The organism is Mycoavidus sp. B2-EB (assembly GCF_014218255.1).
GTDB lineage: Bacteria > Pseudomonadota > Gammaproteobacteria > Burkholderiales > Burkholderiaceae > Mycoavidus.
Map to the genome: position 1 here is coordinate 353,144 of NZ_AP021872.1, position 19,976 is coordinate 373,119.

At 49.4% G+C, this 19,976-nt stretch carries 13 protein-coding genes, 2 tRNA genes and 3 rRNA genes; 15 read left to right on the forward strand and 3 right to left on the reverse strand.

Annotated features, from left to right (window positions below; translation table 11 throughout):
* Window positions 1–6: 6 nt before the first annotated feature.
* From MPB2EB_RS01600 to rpe, 3 genes are read right to left on the reverse strand one after another with little or no spacing between them, the layout of a single operon-like run.
* On the reverse strand, window positions 7–582 hold the full coding sequence (locus MPB2EB_RS01600; RefSeq protein ID WP_185182142.1) for an aminodeoxychorismate/anthranilate synthase component II: 576 nt from the start codon (window positions 580–582) through the stop codon (window positions 7–9).
* Between the two features lies 1 nt (window position 583).
* Window positions 584–2,077 carry an anthranilate synthase component I gene (gene trpE / locus MPB2EB_RS01605; protein WP_185182143.1) on the reverse strand — a complete coding sequence of 498 codons (1,494 nt, stop codon included), beginning with the start codon at window positions 2,075–2,077 and terminating at the stop codon, window positions 584–586.
* Window positions 2,074–2,748 carry a ribulose-phosphate 3-epimerase gene (rpe, locus tag MPB2EB_RS01610; RefSeq protein ID WP_185182144.1) on the reverse strand — a complete coding sequence of 225 codons (675 nt, stop codon included), beginning with the start codon at window positions 2,746–2,748 and terminating at the stop codon, window positions 2,074–2,076. The genes trpE and rpe overlap by 4 nt, the downstream gene beginning before the upstream one ends.
* A gap of 222 nt (window positions 2,749–2,970) precedes the next feature.
* On the opposite strand from rpe, the gene apaG reads away from it, so the two are divergent.
* The 15 genes from apaG (at window position 2,971) to MPB2EB_RS01685 (ending at window position 19,964) form a co-directional block, all read left to right on the forward strand.
* Window positions 2,971–3,345 carry a Co2+/Mg2+ efflux protein ApaG gene (gene apaG, locus MPB2EB_RS01615; RefSeq protein ID WP_185182145.1) on the forward strand — a complete coding sequence of 125 codons (375 nt, stop codon included), beginning with the start codon at window positions 2,971–2,973 and terminating at the stop codon, window positions 3,343–3,345.
* Between the two features lie 44 nt (window positions 3,346–3,389).
* Window positions 3,390–4,526 (forward strand): murein transglycosylase A, encoded by a 1,137-nt coding sequence (locus MPB2EB_RS01620; RefSeq protein WP_185182146.1) that lies wholly within the window; start codon window positions 3,390–3,392, stop codon window positions 4,524–4,526.
* A 298-nt stretch (window positions 4,527–4,824) separates the two neighbouring features.
* Window positions 4,825–6,355: ribosomal RNA gene (locus tag MPB2EB_RS01625) — 16S ribosomal RNA — on the forward strand.
* Window positions 6,356–6,401: 46 nt separating this feature from the next.
* Window positions 6,402–6,478: transfer RNA gene (locus tag MPB2EB_RS01630), tRNA-Ile, on the forward strand.
* Between the two features lie 30 nt (window positions 6,479–6,508).
* Window positions 6,509–6,584 (forward strand) — tRNA-Ala (locus MPB2EB_RS01635).
* 219 nt (window positions 6,585–6,803) lie between these two features.
* Window positions 6,804–9,683 (forward strand): 23S ribosomal RNA (locus MPB2EB_RS01640).
* Window positions 9,684–9,770: 87 nt separating this feature from the next.
* Window positions 9,771–9,883, forward strand: a 5S ribosomal RNA gene (gene rrf / locus MPB2EB_RS01645).
* Together the 16S, 23S and 5S rRNA genes with 2 tRNA genes alongside form the textbook arrangement of a ribosomal RNA operon.
* Window positions 9,884–10,104: 221 nt before the next feature.
* Window positions 10,105–12,222: a hypothetical protein gene (locus MPB2EB_RS01650; RefSeq protein ID WP_185182147.1), complete on the forward strand. Its 2,118-nt coding sequence runs from the start codon at window positions 10,105–10,107 to the stop codon at window positions 12,220–12,222.
* Between the two features lie 288 nt (window positions 12,223–12,510).
* Window positions 12,511–13,161, forward strand: coding sequence for an SCP2 domain-containing protein (locus MPB2EB_RS01655; RefSeq protein ID WP_185182148.1), 651 nt, complete (start codon window positions 12,511–12,513; stop codon window positions 13,159–13,161).
* Complete coding sequence (gene ubiB / locus MPB2EB_RS01660; protein ID WP_185182149.1) at window positions 13,161–14,711, forward strand: ubiquinone biosynthesis regulatory protein kinase UbiB; 1,551 nt, start codon at window positions 13,161–13,163, stop codon at window positions 14,709–14,711. The genes MPB2EB_RS01655 and ubiB overlap by 1 nt, the downstream gene beginning before the upstream one ends.
* 28 nt (window positions 14,712–14,739) lie before the next feature.
* Window positions 14,740–15,078 (forward strand): FmdB family zinc ribbon protein, encoded by a 339-nt coding sequence (locus MPB2EB_RS01665; RefSeq protein ID WP_185182150.1) that lies wholly within the window; start codon window positions 14,740–14,742, stop codon window positions 15,076–15,078.
* Entirely contained in the window at window positions 15,075–15,710 is a 636-nt protein-coding gene (locus MPB2EB_RS01670) for a DUF502 domain-containing protein (protein ID WP_185182151.1), read from the forward strand. The genes MPB2EB_RS01665 and MPB2EB_RS01670 overlap by 4 nt, the downstream gene beginning before the upstream one ends.
* A gap of 130 nt (window positions 15,711–15,840) precedes the next feature.
* Window positions 15,841–17,643, forward strand: a complete 1,803-nt coding sequence (aspS, locus tag MPB2EB_RS01675) for an aspartate--tRNA ligase (RefSeq protein WP_185182152.1) — start codon at window positions 15,841–15,843, stop codon at window positions 17,641–17,643.
* A gap of 22 nt (window positions 17,644–17,665) precedes the next feature.
* Window positions 17,666–18,142, forward strand: coding sequence for a dihydroneopterin triphosphate diphosphatase (nudB, locus tag MPB2EB_RS01680; RefSeq protein ID WP_185182153.1), 477 nt, complete (start codon window positions 17,666–17,668; stop codon window positions 18,140–18,142).
* 37 nt (window positions 18,143–18,179) lie between these two features.
* Complete coding sequence (locus MPB2EB_RS01685; RefSeq protein ID WP_185182154.1) at window positions 18,180–19,964, forward strand: acyl-CoA dehydrogenase C-terminal domain-containing protein; 1,785 nt, start codon at window positions 18,180–18,182, stop codon at window positions 19,962–19,964.
* Window positions 19,965–19,976 lie beyond the last annotated feature (12 nt).

Genomic DNA, 19,976 nt, shown 5'->3' on the forward strand with positions numbered 1-19,976 from the left:
GATCAATTAGTGCGTTGTAGCGCTTTCCAAGAAATTTTTTAAGAGGGCGTGTCCATGTTCCGTCAAAATTGATTCAGGATGAAACTGTACGCCTTCTAGGGGCAGCGTTTTATGTCGAATACCCATAATTTCTCCGTCTGCTGTGGTCGCTGTGATCTCTAAACAAGCGGGCAAGGTGGTCCGCTCTAAGGCAAGAGAATGGTAGCGCGTCACCTTAAAGGATCTGGGTAAATGCGTAAAGACGCCTTGGCCATCGGTTTCAATCTCGCTGATTTTGCCGTGCATGATGGTTTGGGCGCGTACGACCTGGCCACCGAAGGCCGCGCCAATGGCTTGATGCCCGAGGCAAACGCCAAGAATGGGTAGTTTGCCTGTAAATTCGCGCAGTGCGGCAAGCGTGATGCCTGCGTGTTGTGGATCGCTTGGGCCGGGCGAAAGACAGAGATAATTAGGCTGCAAAGCAGCGATTTCGGCAAGCGTGATTTCATCATTGCGCACCGTGAGCACTTCTGCGCCTAACTCACTGAAATATTGCACGAGATTGTAGGTAAAGGAATCATAATTGTCGATCATCAGCAACATACTAAAACCCCAGATCCAATCCATCTTGCACTTGTTCGGCCGCACGCAGTACCGCGCGTGCTTTGTTTTCAGTTTCCTGCCATTCGGTTTCTGGCACTGAATCGGCAACAATTCCGGCGGCGGCTTGGATATATAAATTTCCATGATGGATTAAGCCGGTTCGAATCGCGATAGCGAGATCCATTTCACCGGAAAATGACATATAGCCGACAGCGCCGCCATATAAGCCACGCTTCGCTGGCTCTAATTCATCGATGAGCTCAAGTGCACGGACTTTGGGCGCTCCCGATAAGGTGCCGGCAGGAAAACTCGCGCGCAGAATATCGAAATTATCGAGCCCTGGTTTTAAATCGCCTTCGACTGAACTGACGATATGTTGCACATGTGAGTATTTTTCGATGGCCATTTGTTCGGTCACTTTCACGGAGCCGGTTTGCGCGATGCGGCCAAGATCATTGCGCGCAAGGTCGATGAGCATGACATGTTCAGCAATTTCTTTGGGATCATTGAGCAATTCAGCCGCAAGCTGAGCGTCTTGCTCTGGCGTGTTGCCGCGAGGTCTTGTGCCCGCGAGCGGGCGAATCGTGACTTTGTCTGCGCCACCTTGTTTTTCACGCCGCACTAAAATTTCGGGCGAAGCGCCGACCACTTGAAACGCCCCGAAATTATAAAAATACATATAAGGTGATGGATTCAACGAGCGTAACGCGCGATAGAGCGACAGTGGGCTATCCCGGTAGGGTTTGACCAGACGCTGGCTAATTTGCACTTGCATCAGCTCGCCCGCCGCGATGTATTCTTTAGCTGTACGCACGGCCTGAAGATACTCTTCTTTTTTAAACTGGCGGTAGATTTCGGTGCGTACACTGGACGATGTAACGGGCAATTGGACGGCGGTGTTGAGGCGTGTGCGTAGTTCACGCAAGCGTTGTTTGGCTTGGGTATACGCTTCCGGCATAGCTGGATTTGCGTAGACGATTAAGTAAAGTTTGCCCGCCAAATTGTCGATAACCGCGAGCTCTTCGGTCAATAGCAGCTGAATATCAGGCAAGCCAAGTTCGTCTGGTGGCGCGGTATGTTTGAGTTTTTTCTCAATATAGCGTACCGCGTCGTAACCAAAATAACCGGCTAGCCCACCACAAAAGCGCGGTAGCCCAGCCCGTTGAGCTACTTTAAAGCGCTTTTGAAAAGCCGCAATAAAAGCCAGTGGATCGCCTTCGTGGCTTTCTCTGACCACATCGTCTTGCACAATTTCGCAATGCTCGCCGAAAGCGCGCACCAGCGTATGGGCCGGCAAACCAATAAACGAATAACGGCCAAACCGCTCCCCCCCGACTACCGATTCAAGCAAAAAAGAATGCGCGCCGCAGCGCTCAGTGTGCGCGAGCTTTAAATAAAGAGAAAGCGGCGTTTCTAGGTCAGCAAGTGCCTCGGCAATCAACGGAATGCGGTTGTAGCCTTGTGCGGCAAGAGATTGAAATTCAATTTCGGTCATTTTAATAACTGATTACGCATCGCGTTGATCGTGGCTCGATAATCGGGTTGCCCGAAAATCGCTGAGCCGGCGACAAAGGTGTCTGCTCCTGCTGCGGCAATCGCCGCAAGGTTATCAAGCTTTACTCCGCCATCTACTTGGAGTCGAATTTCGCGTCCAGTTTGAGCTGTATAAGCGTCAATCCGAGTACGCACGGCCTTTAATTTATTCATGGCTTCAGGAATAAAAGACTGACCGCCAAAACCAGGGTTGACTGACATAATCAAGATCAAATCGAGTCGATCCATTAGGTGATCTAGATAATGCAGCGGAGTTGCGGGATTAAAGGCAAGCCCAGCTTGGCAACCGTGATCTCGGATCAGTGCGAGTGTGCGATCAATATGTTCCGAAGCTTCCGGGTGAAAACTAATAATGTTAGCGCCTGCTTTAGCAAAATCAGACGCAATCCGGTCTGTTGGCGACACCATTAAATGGACGTCAATCGGTACTTCAGTGTAGGGCCGGATTGCTGTGCAGACCATAGGGCCGACAGTTAAATTAGGCACATAGTGATTATCCATTACATCGAAATGAATCCAATCAGCGCCAGCGTCCACTACTTGGCGTACCTCTTCGCCAAGGCGGGCAAAATCAGCGGATAAGATGCTTGGGGCAATTCGGTAGTGCTTCATACAATGAGTGTGAGTTAAGAGTGGGTCAGCCAGACAAACAACACTCAGTATTCTACCTGCCTTAGCCGATAACAATTTTAAAAGAGCACCGATAACGTTGATCATCAGGGTTGCGAGGTAAAATTTTATATAGAAGCTTGAAGGGCTTAGCAAAGGTTGCAGCTAAACTCCGCTTCAAGCACAATTAAAATTTTTCTTGCTTCCACACTCTGAGCAAAACCGATGAACCAATATGAATTTAGTATTTCCGTGCAGGCTAATTATTTACCAGAACAATCAGATCCTGAGCAGCAGCAGTTCGCTTTTGCTTACACAATCACCATTCTTAATGCGGGGCAAGTTGCGGCGCAGTTAATTGCGCGCCATTGGGTCATTGTCGATAGTGAAAATCATACGCAAGAAATTAAGGGCCTAGGTGTTGTAGGTCATCAGCCGCTTTTGCAACCCGGCGAGCAGTTTCAGTATACAAGTGGGGCAATCATTGCAACGCCAGTGGGCACGATGCGGGGCGCATATTTTTGCGTGGCGGAAGATGGCTTTCGTTTTGATGCGCCGATTCCAGAATTTGTTTTGCATATGCCGCGCACCTTACATTGAGCATTAGACATCGCACTTATTCTATCTTTTTTTATATCATTCCTATGAGTTTATTAACGTTTGCTAGGTTAGCGACATTTACCCTAATTGTCAGTGGCCTCGTCTCCTGCGCGTCGGCCCCACCGGTGAATGCGCCAGATAAGCGGCTATCGGCGGAGCTTCTATCTGCGCCCCGCATTCTCGTGCCCAAGCGGCTGAATCAAGTCGCTTGGGAAGAGGTGGATGGCTGGCAAGAAGATTCGCTGGTCGGCGCAACAACCGCGTTACGAGAAAATTGTCTGCGCGTCAAACGGCTCTCGGATTGGAAAGGGGTGTGTGCTGCAGCTGAACAACTTGATGAGCTTGACCCTGAAAGGGCGCGGGCGTTTTTTGAGCGCTATTTCACGCCGTTTCAATTAGCGAATCAAGATGGCAGCGTTGAGGGCCTTATCACGGGTTATTACGAACCCTTATTGCGTGGTTCGCGCGTACGCCGCGACCCTTATAACTATCCACTCTACCACTGGCCCAAAGGTGTGCCGAAGAATGCCTTATTATCCGAGCGCGCGCAGTTGTTAAAAAACGAGGTATTAAAAGGCGCAGAACTGGTCTACGTAGATGATCCGATTGAAGCATTTTTTCTGCAAGTGCAGGGTTCAGGCCGCATCATAATGGAGAATGGTCAAGTCATGCGGGTGGGCTATAGCGGTAGTAATGGCAAACCTTATCAATCGATTGGGCGCTGGTTAATCGATCACGGTGAGCTGACTCCCGCTCAGGCGACGATGCCGGGCATCAAAGCCTGGGCGCGGGCGAATCCGGCGCGTTTGGAGGCGGTGCTTGCGGTAAATCCGCGTTTTGTTTTTTTTAAAGAAATGCCGGCCCGGGCGGATGAGGGTGTGGCGCGTAACCGTGCAGATGGACCCATCGGCGCTTTAGGCGTACGTTTAACGCCTGGGCGTTCAATTGCGGTGGATCCCAGCTGGGTTGCGTTGGGTATGCCAGTTTTCTTATCCACGCGTTGGCCAAAAGGTGGACCACTTAAGCGTTTGGTTTTTGCGCAAGATGTAGGCGCAGCGGTTAAAGGAGCGGTAAGGGCAGATTATTTCTGGGGCTCGGGAGAAACGGCGGGAATGTTAGCCGGAATCATGAAAGCCTCAGGAAGGATGTGGATTCTGTTGCCCAATAAAATAGAAGACTAAGCAGTCTATCTGGCGGCGCTTTCGCTTAATAAATAAATTTAAGAGAAAGTGCTTGACAGGATGTTTAGTGGGTTGCATAATCTCGTTCCTTCGCTGCTGAGACAGCGAGACACGAACCGGAAGGGAAGTGTAGCGATCTTTAAAAAATAACAGTCGATAAGAGTGGGCACTTGATGAAGGCGGCCCTGCTTGGACGCAAGTCTGAGTGGGGCGAAGAAGAAATCAAGTCTCACTTAAACAAGATAGGAAGTAGAGAAATCTGCGACCTGTCAACCTTTGAGAGAGCACAACAGGAATTAAACAGAAGAGTTTGATCCTGGCTCAGATTGAACGCTGGCGGCATGCTTTACACATGCAAGTCGAACGGCAGCGCGGGCTTCGGCCTGGCGGCGAGTGGCGAACGGGTGAGTAATGCATCGGAACGTGTCCTGTAGAGGGGGATAGCCCGGCGAAAGCCGGATTAATACCGCATACGATCTACGGATGAAAGCGGGGGACCTTAGGGCCTCGCGCTATAGGGGCGGCCGATGTCGGATTAGCTAGTTGGTGAGGTAAAGGCTTACCAAGGCGACGATCCGTAGCTGGTCTGAGAGGACGACCAGCCACACTGGGACTGAGACACGGCCCAGACTCCTACGGGAGGCAGCAGTGGGGAATTTTGGACAATGGGGGCAACCCTGATCCAGCAATGCCGCGTGTGTGAAGAAGGCCTTCGGGTTGTAAAGCACTTTTGTTCGGGAAGAAAACGTTAGGGTAAATAATCTTAATGGCTGACGGTACCGAAAGAATAAGCACCGGCTAACTACGTGCCAGCAGCCGCGGTAATACGTAGGGTGCAAGCGTTAATCGGAATTATTGGGCGTAAAGGGTGCGTAGGCGGTTTGTTAAGACGGATGTGAAATCCCTGGGCTCAACCTGGGAACTGCATACGTGACTGGCAGACTAGAGTATGGCAGAGGGAGGTGGAATTCCACGTGTAGCAGTGAAATGCGTAGATATGTGGAGGAACACCGATGGCGAAGGCAGCCTCCTGGGCCAGTACTGACGCTGAGGCACGAAAGCGTGGGGAGCAAACAGGATTAGATACCCTGGTAGTCCACGCCCTAAACGATGTCAACTGGTTGTTGGGGATAGCTATCCTTAGTAACGAAGCTAACGCGTGAAGTTGACCGCCTGGGGAGTACGATCGCAAGATTAAAACTCAAAGGAATTGACGGGGACCCGCACAAGCGGTGGATGATGTGGATTAATTCGATGCAACGCGAAAAACCTTACCTACCCTTGACATGTACATAATCTGTCTGAGAGGACAGAGTGCTCGAAAGAGAGATGTAACACAGGTGCTGCATGGCTGTCGTCAGCTCGTGTCGTGAGATGTTGGGTTAAGTCCCGCAACGAGCGCAACCCTTGTCCTTAGTTGCTACGCAAGAGCACTTTAAGGAGACTGCCGGTGACAAACCGGAGGAAGGTGGGGATGATGTCAAGTCCTCATGGCCCTTATGGGTAGGGCTTCACACGTCATACAATGGTCGGTACAGAGGGCTGCAAACCTGCGAGGGGGAGCCAATCTCAGAAAGCCGATCGTAGTCCGGATTGCAGTCTGCAACTCGACTGCATGAAGTTGGAATCGCTAGTAATCGCGGATCAGCATGCCGCGGTGAATACGTTCCCGGGTCTTGTACACACCGCCCGTCACACCATGGGAGTGGGTTTTACCAGAAGTGGCTAGTCTAACCGTAAGGAGGGCGGTCACCACGGTAGGATTCATGACTGGGGTGAAGTCGTAACAAGGTAGCCGTATCGGAAGGTGCGGCTGGATCACCTCCTTTCAAGAGAAAGCTGGAATTAAGTGTCCACACTTATCGACTGTAAATCGGGTCTGTAGCTCAGGTGGTTAGAGCACACGCTTGATAAGCGTGGGGTCGTAGGTTCAAGTCCTACCAGACCCACCAAAAGCACAGACTTGAGGGATTGAAGGATCAGGGGGCATAGCTCAGCTGGGAGAGCACCTGCTTTGCAAGCAGGGGGTCGTCGGTTCGATCCCGTCTGCCTCCACCAATCGTTATCCGTTAGGGTTTCTGAGTTAGGAATTTTATCGGATAAAGATTGTCGCGAGATGATCACGTTCTTTAACAAATTGGAAGAAGAAGTACATTGAAGCGTTCTTGAGATGGAACGTTGAGGATGTACATGGGTAATAGATTGTATCGACTTATTGAGACGGAAGTCAGCCGTTGAGATAAGACAAACAAGTACTTAGAGACACCCTAGTTATAGGGTCAAGTGAATAAGTGCATGTGGTGGATGCCTTGGCGATCACAGGCGAAGAAGGACGTGGTAGCCTGCGAAAAGCTTCGGGGAGCTGGCAAACGAGCATTGATCCGAAGATCTCCGAATGGGGAAACCCGGCCCGTATGGGTCATCCTTGACTGAATACATAGGTCAAGAGAAGCGAACGCGGTGAACTGAAACATCTAAGTAGCCGCAGGAAAAGAAATCAACCGAGATTCCCAGAGTAGTGGCGAGCGAAATGGGAAGAGCCTGTATTTTTTAGCAGATGAGTTAGCGAAACGGAATGGAAAGTCCGGCCATAGAAGGTGATAGCCCTGTATGCGAAAGCTCGTGTGTGGAACTAAGGATACGAAAAGTAGGGCGGGACACGTGAAATCCTGTTTGAAGATGGGGGGACCATCCTCCAAGGCTAAATACTCGTGATCGACCGATAGTGAACCAGTACCGTGAGGGAAAGGCGAAAAGAACCCCGGAAGGGGAGTGAAATAGATCCTGAAACCGCATGCATACAAACAGTAGGAGCCTCGTAAGGGGTGACTGCGTACCTTTTGTATAATGGGTCAGCGACTTACATTCAGTAGCGAGCTTAACCGATTAGGGCAGGCGTAGCGAAAGCGAGTCCGAATAGGGCGATAGTTGCTGGGTGTAGACCCGAAACCGGATGATCTATCCATGGCCAGGATGAAGGTGCGGTAACACGTACTGGAGGTCCGAACCCACTAATGTTGAAAAATTAGGGGATGAGCTGTGGATAGGGGTGAAAGGCTAAACAAATCCGGAAATAGCTGGTTCTCTCCGAAAACTATTTAGGTAGTGCCTCGTGTATCACCTTCGGGGGTAGAGCACTGTCATGGTAGAGGGGTCCATTGCGGATTACCTCGCCATAGCAAACTCCGAATACCGAAGAGTGCAATCACGGGAGACAGACGCCGGGTGCTAACGTCCGACGTCAAGAGGGAAACAACCCAGACCGCCAGCTAAGGTCCCCAAGATTGGCTAAGTGGGAAACGAAGTGGGAAGGCTAAAACAGTCAGGAGGTTGGCTTAGAAGCAGCCATCCTTTAAAGAAAGCGTAATAGCTCACTGATCGAGTCGTCCTGCGCGGAAGATGTAACGGGGCTCAAGCCAGTCACCGAAGCTGCGGATGCATAGTAATATGCATGGTAGGAGAGCGTTCCGTAAGCCTGTGAAGGTGTATCGAAAGGTATGCTGGAGGTATCGGAAGTGCGAATGCTGACATGAGTAGCGATAAAGGGGGTGAAAAGCCCCCTCGCCGTAAGCCCAAGGTTTCCTACGCAACGTTCATCGGCGTAGGGTGAGTCGGCCCCTAAGGCGAGGCAGAAATGCGTAGCTGATGGGAAGCAGGTTAATATTCCTGCACCGTCGTTAGATGCGATGGGGGGACGGATCGCGGAAGGTTGTCCGGGTGTTGGAAATCCCGGTCTCTGCATTGGAGAAGGCGCTTAGGCAAATCCGGGCGCGGAATTCAAGGGTGTGGGGCGAGCAAACGTAAGTTTGCGAAGCAATTGGAAGTGGTTCCAAGAAAAGCCTCTAAGCTTCAGTCTAACGAGACCGTACCGCAAACCGACACAGGTGGGCGAGATGAGTATTCTAAGGCGCTTGAGAGAACTCGGGAGAAGGAACTCGGCAAATTGGTACCGTAACTTCGGGATAAGGTACGCCCTAGTATCTTGACTGGCCTGCGCCAGGAGGGAGAAAGGGTTGCAAAAAATTGGTGGCTGCGACTGTTTAATAAAAACACAGCACTCTGCAAACACGAAAGTGGACGTATAGGGTGTGACGCCTGCCCGGTGCCGGAAGATTAAATGATGGGGTGCAAGCTCTTGATTGAAGTCCCGGTAAACGGCGGCCGTAACTATAACGGTCCTAAGGTAGCGAAATTCCTTGTCGGGTAAGTTCCGACCTGCACGAATGGCGTAACGATGGCCACACTGTCTCCTCCCGAGACTCAGCGAAGTTGAAATGTTTGTGATGATGCAATCTACCCGCGGCTAGACGGAAAGACCCCATGAACCTTTACTGTAGCTTTGTATTGAACTGTGAACCGGTCTGTGTAGGATAGGTGGGAGGCTTTGAAGCGTGAACGCTAGTTCGCGTGGAGCCAACCTTGAAATACCACCCTGGTTTGTTTGCGGTTCTAACCTTGGCCCGTGATCCGGGTCGGGAACAGTGCATGGTGGGCAGTTTGACTGGGGCGGTCTCCTCCCAAAGCGTAACGGAGGAGTACGAAGGTACGCTAGGTACGGTCGGAAATCGTATCGATAGTGCAATGGCATAAGCGTGCTTAACTGTGAGACTGACACGTCGAACAGGTGCGAAAGCAGGTCATAGTGATCCGGTGGTTCTGTATGGAAGGGCCATCGCTCAACGGATAAAAGGTACTCTGGGGATAACAGGCTGATACCGCCCAAGAGTTCATATCGACGGCGGTGTTTGGCACCTCGATGTCGGCTCATCTCATCCTGGGGCTGTAGCCGGTCCCAAGGGTATGGCTGTTCGCCATTTAAAGAGGTACGTGAGCTGGGTTTAAAACGTCGTGAGACAGTTTGGTCCCTATCTGCCGTGGGCGCTGGAAGTTTGAGAGGACCTGCTCCTAGTACGAGAGGACCGGAGTGGACGAACCTCTGGTGTACCGGTTGTCACGCCAGTGGCATCGCCGGGTAGCTATGTTCGGAAGAGATAACCGCTGAAAGCATCTAAGCGGGAAACTCGCCTCAAGATGAGACTTCCCGGGAATTCGATTCCCCTTAAGGGTCGTTCAAGACCAGAACGTCGATAGGCTGGGTGTGTACGCGCAGTAATGTGCTTAGCTAACCAGTACTAATTGCCCGTGTGGCTTGACCCTATAACTCGTGTGTCTTAGTCTATTACCTATTCTTCTTCCAACCCCATTTGAGAAATTGACCTTAACTCAGTTTCTCTACCCCTTACGCCTGATGACCATAGCGTGTTGGTACCACCCCTTCCCATCTCGAACAGGACCGTGAAACAACACCGCGCCGATGATAGTGCGGATTCCCGTGTGAAAGTAGGGCATCGTCAGGCTTCTCTATTACTCAAAGCCCCCTATATGGGGGCTTTTTGTTTTTATCGCCCCCCTTTTACCTCGCTATCCCCGCTTTACTGCTCCCTACCCCTCCAATCCCCTTCCCATGCAATTGAAACAAAATCGGAAAATCCTTCGATTCAATTAAGGCTTCCTAAATTCTGCGGAATGATTTATCCTCGAATGTTACGAAATTCGAATCTATAAGCAAGGAATATATATGTTGCCTCTGTCTGGTCACCCCTTTTCTGCTCATCGGGTATCTATCAATAACCCAGAACCCACACCGACTGCAACTCAGAATAGCCCAGATGCAGCTGCATTAACTCGCGCTCAAACTAAGCCTCCAGCCGTATTAAGCGTTCCACCTGAAATTTGGCTAAAGATATGGGGCGTCATACCCCACGCGGAGCTCCAAGAAAGTATTAAAAAGATGCGCGAAGTTTCCAGAGAGATGGATGTCATGGCCAGCCCAATGCTGAGCCCTATCCTGTTGAAAGATCCCGAAGATTTTAAAGGGGTGAAGGTTCTTCTAGCAAAAACAGAGTGGCGAGCTCCGCTCACGCTAACAACGGCTGCCTGCACACATGACATCTTAAAAGCATTATCGCCTGATATAAAGCATTTGAAACTCAAACAGGAAGACGGCGCAATCGATCCTCAAGCGATGGAGGCACTCCCTGATTTTAAACAATTGGAATCTTTGGATTTAAGTGACTCTGAGCTTTCTGGAGAAGCGATTGCAGTGCTTCTTTCAAAGACGTCTCGTCTAAAAACGCTCAAGTTAAGCAATTGCCCAGATATTGCTCTTGACGCGATTAAGGCACTCTCTGATTTTGAACAATTGGAATCTTTGGATTTAAGTCAACCTCCTAAGCGCTCTTCTCAGCGCTCTTCTCCGCACTCTCCGCACTCTCCGCTTTCTGGAGCGTCGATTGTAGCGCTTCTCTCAAAGACGTCTCGTCTAAAAACGCTCAAGTTAAGCAATTGCCCAGACATTGCTCTTGACGCGATTAAGGCACTCTCTCATCTTAAACAATTGGAATCTTTAGATTTAAGTCAAATTCCTCAGCGTTTTTCTCTGCTCTCTTCTCAGCTTTCTGGAGCGTCGATTGTAGAGCTTCTCTCAAAGACGTCTCGTCTAAAAACGCTCAAGTTAAGCCATTGCCCAGACATTGCTCTTGAAGCGATTAAGGCACTCCCTGTTTTTGAACAATTGGAATCTTTAGATTTAAGGGATTCTGAGCTTTCTGGAGCGTCGATTGCAGCGCTTCTCTCAAAGACGCCTTATCTAATAAAGTTAAGCCATTGCCCAGACATTGCTCTTGAAGTGATTAAGGCACTCCCTGTTTTTGAACACTTGGAATCTTTGGATTTAGAGGGATTTCAGCTTTCTGGAGCGTCGATTGCAGCGCTTCTCTCAAAGACGCCTCATCTAAAAACGTTAAAGTTAAGCCATTGCCCAGACATCGCTCTTGAAGCGATTAAGGCACTCTCTGATTTTAAACAATTGGAATCTTTGGATTTAGAGGGATTTGAGCTTTCTGGAGAGGGGCTTGCCGAACTTCTCTCAAAGACCCCTCATTTACAAACGTTAAAGTTAAGCAATTGCCCAGACATCGCTCTTGAAGCGATTAAGGCACTCTCTGATTTTAAACAATTGGAATCTTTGGATTTAGATGGATCTGAGCTTTCTGGAGAGGGGCTTACCGAACTTCTCTCAAAGACGCCTCATTTAAAAACGTTAAATTTAAGAGATTGCCCAGACATCGCTCTTGAAGCGATTAAGGCACTCTCTGATTTTGAACAATTGGAATCTTTGGATTTAGATATATCGCAGCTTTCTGGGCAGGCGCTTGCAGCGCTTCTCTTAAAGACGCCTAATCTAAAAACGTTAAAGGTAAGGTATTGTCCAAGTATCGATCTTAAAGCGATTAAGGCGCTCCCTGTTTCTAAACAATTAGAATTCTTAGATTTAGATGAACCTGAGCTTTCTGGAGAAGCGATTGCCGCATTTCTCTCACAGACCCCTCATTTAAAAACATTAAATTTAAGAGGTTGCCCAGACATCGCTCTTGATGCGATTAAGGCACTCTCTGATTTTGAACAATTGGAATCTTTGAGTTTAAGTAGCGAGGAGCTTGATATAGAGGGATTTGTAATGTTTCTCCTAAAGGCGCCTAATCTAAAAACGGTAGAATTATGGTGTTATGCTGGCTTCGATCTTGAAAATCTTAGGGCACGGCCTGTTTTTGAGAAATTTACAATCCAAAATCTATCCCAAAATGCAATGTCCATTAGAGATATCAGATTAATCCGGCGATCAGTTAATGACTGACTTTGCTTTGTGTTTGAACTGCCCCCCCCAAAAGTCTTGAACGAGAGTCCAACTTTCGGGGGCAGTTCATGCTCTCCAATAGGAACGGGCTTAAGCCCGGCTAAAAGCGGATTTTTTCCTTATTGGACCGCTTGTGATCAATTAAACTTAAACGAAAGATTGATTTAATCAATGAAAATTATTTAGGCTTTAAAATTAAGCAGTGGACTGCATGAGTAGTCTCCTAGCCATGGGCTACAGTACTGCCTCGCAGGCGTGTTTTAAGGTTTGTTATATCGTTTTTTGTTTATGTCTATCGTTGCACATTCTGTTGCTACTGCTATAAATTACTTGCTCAGCCATGAGGTGTGGGCGCGTACGCACCTCATTCCTTATGCTGGCCGTAAAGCTTGCGTGGCTATGCCGCCGCTGCTGATGCTCCTGACTGTACAAAAAGATGGAAGAATTATCGTTGATGAAATCAACGAGCAAATAGCCCCCGCTGCACCCCCATGTGATGTTTCTATTATTGTGCCGTCTGCTGCGCTTTTTGCGGCTTTGTTTGGAGGGCGTGCGGCCGTGATGAAACACGTGAAAATCAAAGGCGACGCTGAATTTGCTGCGCTCTTAGCAAAGCTTGCAGAGCATCTGCGTTGGGAACCCGAAGAGACCTTAGCGCAACTGATTGGCGATGCTCCTGCATATCGCCTGATGCGAACGACACAGATGTTTCATCGACAGTTACGGAATAGTGGGCGTAACTTATTTGAAACGGTGACTGAATATCTGCTTGATGAAGACCCGAAGCTGGTGCGTACTACATTGCTCAGTAGTTTTGCAATGGATATGGTTAACTTGAATGATGATGTGACCCGTCTTGAAAGACGCGTAATCCAAATTGAGAAAGAAATGAAAGTACGGACGCCAATCGATAAGCCACCTCATATGGTTTCTAGCTAATGCAACTATTGCGTTCTTGGAAAATTATTTTTACATGCTTGCGCTTTGGTTTGGACCAAGTTGCGTTGTCGCATTTTAAATATCGGTGGGTCAAATTTACCCTGCGGGTGCTGACTTTAGGGCGTAAATTTAATCTCCCGCGCGGCGTGCGCTTGCGGCTTGCACTTGAAGCTCTGGGTCCCATTTTTGTTAAATTCGGACAAATTTTATCGACTCGGCGTGATTTACTTGCCCCTGACATTGCTTATGAACTTGCTAAACTGCAAGACCAGGTGCCGCCCTTTGATTCACAGCTTGCAATCGAGCTGATCGAGAAAGCGCTGGGCCAATCAATCGATGTTGTTTTTGATCAATTTGAGCGTGTTCCAGTGGCGAGCGCTTCTATCGCCCAAGTCCATTTTGCCAAACTGAAAACCGGTAAGCATGCGGGCCAGGACGTTGCTGTGAAGGTGTTACGGCCCGGCATGTTAGCGGTCATCGAAAGCGATCTTGCATTATTAAATAAACTTGCGCGCTGGATCGAGCGTTTATGGTTTGATGGCAAACGGCTTAAGCCGCGCGAAGTGGTTGCAGAACTCGATAAATACTTGCATGATGAACTTGACTTGATGCGAGAGGCCGCAAATGCAAGCCAGTTACGGCGCAATTTTGCGGGCAGTGATTTATTGCTGGTCCCTGAAATGTATTGGGATTTTTGTCGCTCAAATGTGTTGGTGATGGAGCGTATGACCGGTGTGCCAATTAGTCAGGTCGAGACATTGCGTGCTGCGGGTGTCGATATTCCTAAGCTGGCGCGAGAGGGCGTTGAGATTTTCTTTACTCAAGTTTTCCGTGATGGATTTTTTCACGCCGATATGCATCCAGGCAATATTCAGGTTAGCCTCGATCCAGCAGATTTCGGACGCTATATTGCGTTAGACTTCGGCATTGTGGGGGCTTTATCTGATTTTGACAAAAATTACTTTGCGCAGAATCTGCTGGCATTTTTTAAGCGAGACTATCATCGTGTAGCCATGCTGCATCTGGAGTCCGGTTGGGTCCCGCCGGCGACGCGCGTAGAGGAACTCGAAGGGGCGATTCGCGCAGTATGTGAGCCTTATTTTGACCGGCCGTTAAAAGATCTCTCGCTCGGGCAAGTTTTGTTGCGCCTGTTTCAGACATCGCGGCGCTTTCATGTAGAAATACAGCCGCAACTGGTATTGTTGCAAAAAACCTTATTAAATGTCGAGGGACTTGGGCGTGAGCTCGACCCAGAGCTTGATTTATGGCAGACCGCTAAACCTTATCTGGAGCGTTGGATGGCGGAGCAAATCGGCTGGCGGGGTTGGCTTGAGCGGCTTCAATATGAAATGCCTCAATGGAGTAAAACCCTGCCACAAGTCCCGCGTCTAGTGCATCAAGCTTTAACCTCAGCCACGCAGGCGCTGCAAGATACGCATCATCATGTGCTTATGCGGCAACTGTTCATTGAGCAAAAGCGCACGAATCGCCTCTTATGGATGGTGCTATTGATAGGAGTATTGGGCTTGGCTGGATTCTTTTGGCTATAATCTCTCATTCAAATATGGAATCTACATTATGCCTATTTACGCTTACCGTTGTGAGTCTTGTCATCAGCCGCATGAGGCCTTACAAAAGCTGACTGATTTACCTTTAACTGAATGCCCTGTTTGTGGCGAAGCTACACTACGTAAGCAGTTAACTGCGGCTGGCTTTCAATTAAAAGGGTCGGGTTGGTATGCGACTGATTTTCGCAATAGCAGTCAACCTGCTAAAGCCAAACCTGGCACTGAATCGAATGAAGCGGCTAAGGCCACGGGTGCTGCGGCCGAAAGCGTAGCCAAACCAGCCGGTGAAAGCGCTACAATTGCAGATCAAACAACTCAGCGCGCTCCGGCGTCGGCAGATCCATCATGACGCTTAAAAAAACTGCTCTAAAAACTTATTTTTTAACTGGCTTACTGGTTTTAGTTCCGCTTGCCATCACTTTATGGCTGCTGGGTTTAGTGATTGGCACTCTAGATCAGACGTTGACTTTATTGCCCGAGGCCTGGCGGCCTGAGCGTTTGTTGGGATTTTATCTGCCTGGAGTTGGCGCGGTTTTGACACTCGGCTTTATTTTGCTTGTGGGCGTATTCACGCAAAATTTCATTGGCCAGACTTTAATTCACTGGTGGGAAGGATTGCTGCGCCATATCCCGGTGGTGGGGCCGCTCTATGCGAGCGTTAAGCAGGTCTCAGATACGCTTTTATCCAGCAACGGCAACGCATTTCGTAAAACGCTGTTGATTGAATATCCGCGTAAAGGGATGTACACCATGGCTTTCCTGACGGGCATCCCAGGTGGCGATATTGTCAATCACCTTAAAGGTGAATACGCTAGCGTCTATGTGCCGACTACGCCTAATCCGACTTCGGGCTTTTTTCTCATAGTACCGCGTGCGGATGTGGTTGAACTTGATATGACAGTTGATGCAGCATTGAAATACATCGTCTCAATGGGCGTTGTGGCGCCTCCAGCGCGCCCGCTGACTAAGCCAACACTATAGAGCTCGTCATCTTTGAGTGTGCGCAAGCATGCCGAATTATATCAATCTAAACCTTTTTATAGCGCCAGAGCGAGTTTAAATTATCTGGCCTATCCGATTTTTTATTTACGTTTTTTATTTTTAATATTTCTTGTCGATGAGAACTGAATATTGCGGTTTGATAACCGAGGCTTGGTTGGGTAAAACCGTTTCACTTTGTGGCTGGGTACAGCGTCGTCGTGATCATGGTGGAGTGATCTTTATCGATTTGCGTGATCGGGAAGGGCTGGTTCAGGTCGTTTGCGATCCCGATCGTCAGGCGATGTTTGAAATCGCCGAGGGCATTCGGAATGAATACTGTGTGCAGGTGCGTGGCGTAGTGCGGGCGCGGCCGGAGGGGGCCGAAAATGAGGCTCTTATCAGTGGCAAAATCGAAGTGGTTTGTGAACAATTGACGGTGCTCAATGCTTCGGTCACCCCCCCTTTCCAGCTTGATGACGATACGCTATCGGAGACCACTCGTCTGACGCATCGCGTGCTAGATTTGCGGCGCCCGCAGATGCAGCACAACCTAACGTTGCGCTATCGCGTCGCCATGGAGGTACGCCGCTACCTTGATAAGCAAGGCTTTATCGATATTGAAACGCCCATGTTGACTAAAAGCACGCCTGAAGGGGCGCGCGATTATTTAGTGCCCTCGCGTGTGCATCCTAGCCATTTTTTCGCGCTGCCTCAATCACCACAACTTTTTAAGCAGTTGCTTATGGTGGCTGGGTTTGATCGTTACTATCAGATCGTTAAATGTTTTCGCGATGAAGATTTAAGAGCCGATCGCCAACCTGAGTTTACCCAAATTGATTGCGAAACCTCGTTTCTAAGCGAGCAAGAAATTCGTGATTTATTTGAAGCGATGATCCGCACGGTCTTTCAAAATGCAATTGGGGTTGACCTGGCGCAATCCTTCCCCGTGATGAGCTACGCGGAAGCAATGCGGCGCTTCGGCTCGGATAAACCTGACTTGCGGGTTAAACTTGAATTTACTGAGTTGACGGATGTAATGAAAGACGTTGACTTTAAAGTTTTCAGTGCCCCCGCCAACGCGCAAGGTGGCCGCGTGGCTGCTCTCTGCGTGCCGCAAGGGGGGCAATTATCGCGCGGCGAAATTGATAGCTATACTGAGTTTGTGCGCATCTATGGTGCCAAAGGACTGGCTTGGATTAAAGTCAATGAAGCCGGCAAAGGCCGTGAAGGTCTGCAAAGCCCGATTGTAAAAAATCTACATGATGCGGCTTTGGCGGAGATTCTTAAACGCACTGGCGCGCAAGACGGCGATTTAATTTTCTTTGGCGCTGATCGCGAAAAAATTGTCAATGATAGTTTGGGTGCGCTGCGGTTAAAAATCGGTCACACACCGTTTGCTATGGAGCAAGGGTTCTTTGAATCTGGCTGGCAACCTCTGTGGGTGGTTGATTTTCCGATGTTTGACTATGACGAAGAAGCCGCGCGCTGGGTGGCTTGCCACCATCCCTTCACGAGCCCCAAAGACGAGCACCTTGATTTATTGGTGACCGATCCTGGTCGTTGTCTTGCGAAAGCTTACGATATGGTGCTAAATGGCTGGGAGCTTGGTGGCGGCTCAGTGCGGATTCATCGCGAAGAAGTTCAACGCAAAGTTTTTGAGGCGTTGGCAATTGATGCGAATGAGGCGCAACAAAAATTCGGTTTCTTGCTTGAGGCATTGCAATATGGTGCGCCGCCACACGGTGGTATTGCATTTGGCTTGGACCGAATTGTGACGATGCTAACTGGCTCTGACTCAATCAGAGATGTCATTGCTTTTCCCAAAACGCAACGCGCTCAATGTCTGCTGACACAAGCGCCAAGTGAAGTGGATGAGCGTCAATTACGCGAGCTGCATATCCGCTTGCGTGCAACGGAGGCGCTCAAAGCCTAAAGCAAAAAAATGCAGGTTCAGCATGGATGCTTATAAGCTAGCAGAATCTGCACTGGTTGTGATTCATACCACTGAGCTTGAAGTGCTTATGCTTGAGCGCGCGGATCATCCTGGTTTCTGGCAATCAGTGACTGGCTCGAAAGATGATCAACAAGAAGCGTTGGATGAAACGGCTAGACGCGAGGTGCTGGAAGAAACGGGGCTTGCGGTTGGGGGGGCGCAAGTGCCGCGTGCCGCGCTCACGGATTGGCATTGGCAAGTGGCCTATGAAATTTACCCGATCTGGCGCCATCGTTACGCGCCAGGAGTGACGCGTAACATCGAGCATTGGTTTGGACTTCTGGTGCCGCGTGAGATTAAAATCACGCTCGCGCCGCGCGAGCACACCGCTTATACTTGGCTGCCATATCTTGAGGCGGCCGAGCGCTGTTTTTCGCCGTCGAATCGAGCGGCTATTTTGCAGCTACCGGCACGCATGAGGCCAAGAATTTCTATATAAAATTTGAATAACTCAGTACTTCATACAGGAGAAAAAAATGGGACAGTACACCGCACCGTTGCGTGATATACAGTTTGTTTTACATGAATTGCTTGATGTGCAAACTGAACTGGCGCATTTGCCGGTACATGCTGGGCTGGATACTGAGACCATCGACCAAGTGCTGGCTGAAGCTGGAAAATTTTGTGAAGAAGTGTTATTTCCGCTAAACCAGAGTGGCGATCGACAAGGATGTAGCTATAACAATGGTGTTGTCACTACGCCGGCGGGTTTTAAAGCAGCTTATCAAGCTTACATCAACGCGGGGTGGCCAGCGCTGGCATGTGACCCGGAACAGGGCGGCCAAGGTTTGCCAGTATTGGTGAATAATGCGCTCTATGAAATGCTGAACTCGGCTAATCAAGCATGGACCATGTATCCGGGGCTCTCGCATGGTGCTTACGAGTGCTTACATGCGCATGGCACGCCAGAGCAAAAAAAAATCTACCTACCTAAACTCGTTGCCGGCGTATGGACCGGTACGATGTGTTTGACGGAGCCGCATTGCGGTACAGATCTTGGCCTGCTGCGCACCAAAGCAGAAGCTCAAGACGATGGATCCTATCGGATCAACGGGACGAAAATTTTTATTTCGAGCGGTGAGCATGACCTGGCTGAAAACATTATTCATTTGGTGTTAGCGCGCTTACCGGGTGCGCCAGCCGGTACTAAAGGCATTTCCCTATTTGTCGTGCCCAAATTTGTGCCCAACGCCGCAGGTGAAATCGGCGAACGTAATGGCGTGAGTTGTGCTTCAATTGAGCATAAAATGGGGATTCATGGCAATGCAACCTGTGTCATCAATCTCGATAACGCGCATGGCTGGTTGGTTGGGGAGCCGCACAAAGGGCTGAATGCGATGTTTGTGATGATGAATGCAGCACGGCTTGGCGTGGGTATGCAGGGCCTTGGTTTAACTGAAGTTGCTTATCAAAATTCTCTGGCTTATGCGCGGCAGCGTTTGCAAATGCGCGCGTTAAATGGCGCTAAAGCGCCGGATAAGGCCGCTGATCCGATTATCGTTCATCCTGATGTGCGTCGTATGCTCCTGACGCAAAAAGCTTATGCTGAAGGGGGGCGGGCTTTTGCATACTGGATTGCGCTTTTAATAGATAAAGAGCGTTCACATCAAGATGAAAAAGTGCGCGCTGAGAGTGCAGAATGGGTCGCATTGCTGATACCCATTGTTAAAGCATTCTTAACCGATAATGCTTGCGAAGCGACTAATTTAGGCATGCAGGTATTGGGTGGGCATGGTTACATCAGCGAGTGGGGTGTCGAGCAATATGTGCGCGATGCGCGGATTGGCACCATTTATGAAGGCACCAATACGATTCAATCGCTTGATTTGTTGGGCCGAAAAGTATTAGGGGATATGGGCGCGAAGCTCAAGAAATTTGGGGCTTTGGTGCGGGATTTCATTGAGCAAGAAGGGATTAAGCCTGAAATGCAAGAGTTCGTCAATCCATTAGCGGAGCTCGGCGATAAAGTGCAAAAGCTCACCATGGAAATTGGCATGAAGGCAATGGGTGACCGCGATGAAGTAGGCGCTGCCGCCACACCTTATCTACGTGTTATAGGCCATTTGATTTTTGCCTACTTTTGGGCACGTAGCGCTCGGGTTGCGTTGGATAAGCAAGCGACTGGCGATCCGTTCTATCAGGCTAAACTTGTCACGGCACGTTTTTATTTTGCCAAACTATTGCCCGAAACCGCTTGGCAAATTCGTTCGGCGCGCGCAGGGGCAAAGTCGTTGATGGAGTTAGACGAAGCATTGTTCTAATATGGGCGGCTT